Here is a 2346-nt window from a genome sequence, read left to right as displayed (position 1 = left end):
CCCCCCCGGGCACCCGGACGGAGAGACAGCGATGAACGAAGAACTCCCCATCGTCGAGATGCGCGGGATATCGATCGGATTCCCCGGTGTGAAAGCGCTCGACGGGGTCGACTTCCGCCTGTTCCCCGGTGAGGTGCACGCCCTCATGGGGGAGAACGGCGCCGGCAAGTCGACGTTGATCAAGGCCCTCACCGGCGTCTACCGCATCGACTCCGGGTCGATCGTCGTGACCGGCCAGGAGCGCAGCTTCACCGGAGCCGGAGACGCCCAGGACGCCGGCATCTCGACCGTGTACCAAGAGGTCAATCTGGCGCCGAACCTCTCCATCGGCGAGAACGTCATGCTCGGGCACGAGCGCCGCGGTCCGTTCGGCATCAACTGGTCGGCCACTCATCGCGCGGCCACCGAGGCCCTCAGCCGGCTCGGACTCGGACACCTCGACACCCACCGACCTCTCTCCACCCTCTCGATCGCCCTGCAGCAGCTCGTCGCGATCAGCCGGGCCATGGCGATCAAGGCCAAGGTCCTCATCCTCGACGAGCCCACATCGAGCCTGGATGCCGCCGAGGTCGACGGCCTCTTCGCCGTGATCCGCTCGCTGCGCGACCAGGGGGTCGCGATCCTCTTCGTCTCGCACTTCCTCGATCAGGTCTATGCGATCAGCGACCGCCTCACGGTGCTGCGCAACGGCCGTTACGAAGGCGAGTACCTCACCCGTGACCTCGATCGGCACGCGCTCATCTCGACCATGATCGGCAAGGACCTCGACGCGCTGAAGTCGCTCGGCGGTAACCGTCGACGCGCACCCCGTGACGCCGAGGAGAAGCCGCTGCTGTCCGCATCCGGCATCACGCGTCGCGGCGCGGTCGAGCCCACCGACCTCGACATCCGCCCCGGCGAGGTGATCGGCGTCGCGGGCCTGCTCGGCTCCGGACGCACCGAACTCGCCCGGCTGCTCTACGGAGCAGACCGTACCGACGGCGGGACGATCGAACTGCACGGTCGCCGCGTCGAGCTGAAGTCGCCCGCCGAAGCGCTCGCGTTGCGCATCGCGTTCTCGACCGAGAACCGCCGCGACGAGGGCATCGTCGGAGACCTGACCGTGCGCGAGAACATCATCCTCGCCGTGCAGGCCGAGCGCGGCTGGGCGCGGCCCATGCCCCGCAAGGAGCAGGACGCGATCGTCGAGAAGTACATCGCGCAGCTGAACGTGCGCCCCGCCGATCCCGACCGGATGATCAAGAACCTCTCGGGCGGCAACCAGCAGAAGGTGCTGCTCGGCCGCTGGCTGGCGACGCGGCCCGAACTCCTCATCCTCGACGAGCCCACCCGCGGCATCGACGTGGGCGCCAAGGCCGAGATCCAGGAGGCGGTGGCCGAACTCGCGGAAGAGGGCGTCGCCGTGGTCTTCATCTCGTCCGAGCTCGAAGAGGTGGTCCGGCTGTCCGAGCGGATCGTCGTGCTGAAGGACCACCGCAAGATCGGCGAGATCCAGAACGGACCGGACGTCACCGCCCAGGTGGTCGTCGACGTGATCGCCGCGCACGGCGTGGAAGCGGCGGCCGAGACCCTCGACGACACCGACGGCGCGCTGCCGGATAGCATCGCTCACACCACTGACAAGGAGGCAGCGCGATGACCGCCGCAACCGGCTCCACCATCTGGCGCGACCTGATCCACAAGCCCTTCTTCTGGGGGATCGTCGCCATCGTCGCGCTGCTCGCCCTGAACGTGCTCAAGGACCCGACCTATCTGGCTGTGTCGATCAACCCGAACAACGGCAACCTGGTCGGCAACGTCATCGACATCCTGCGCCAGGCGGCGCCCATCATGATGATCGCCATCGGGATGTCCCTCGTGATCGCCACTGGTGGCATCGACCTCTCGGTCGGCTCGCTCATGGCCGTCGCGGGCGCCGTCTCGATGGAGTTCCTCAGTGCCGCCGACCCGTCGGCCGGGGTGGGGGGAGCACTCGGCGCCGTCGGCCTCGCGCTGCTGATCACCGGAATCCTCGGGGCGGTCAACGGGGTGCTCGTCGCCTACGTCGGGCTGCAGCCGTTCATCGCCACGCTCGTGCTGATGCTCGCCGGGCGCGGCATCGCCAAGGTGATCACCGGCGGTCAGAACACCACGGCGTCCAACGATGCGTTCCGCTGGATCTCGAACGGCTTCGTGCTCGGCATCCCGGTCGTGTTCATCCTGGCGGTGCTGCTGGTGCTCGCCGTCGGCTGGGTCGTGCGCCGCAGCGCCCTCGGCCTCATGATCGAGGCCATCGGCATCAACCCGCGGGCGAGCCGCATGGCCGGCATCAAGCCCAAGGGCCTCCTGCTGACGACGTACATCCTC

2 protein-coding genes are annotated in these 2346 nt (G+C 68.2%); both read left to right on the top strand.

Annotation, left to right across the window (positions count from 1 at the left end):
* Positions 1–31: 31 nt before the first annotated feature.
* A complete protein-coding gene (locus ACNPM4_RS16470) occupies positions 32–1639 on the top strand; it encodes a sugar ABC transporter ATP-binding protein (protein WP_448986397.1) in 1608 nt (535 codons plus the stop codon).
* A partial coding sequence (locus ACNPM4_RS16465) for an ABC transporter permease (RefSeq protein WP_448986396.1) occupies positions 1636–2346 on the top strand: 711 nt, incomplete at its 3' end. The genes ACNPM4_RS16470 and ACNPM4_RS16465, both read left to right, overlap by 4 nt.

The sequence above is a fragment of the Microbacterium umsixpiens genome, assembly GCF_053543675.1.
The sequence above is the reverse complement of the archived record's forward strand: the minus strand, read 5'-3'. Positions and strand labels throughout refer to the sequence as shown.

What these genes read in the sequence shown, in the direction of transcription:
- ACNPM4_RS16470 (WP_448986397.1), top strand. Translation starts at nt 32, where the DNA reads ATGAACGAAGAACTCCCCATCGTCGAGATGCGCGGGATATCGATCGGA.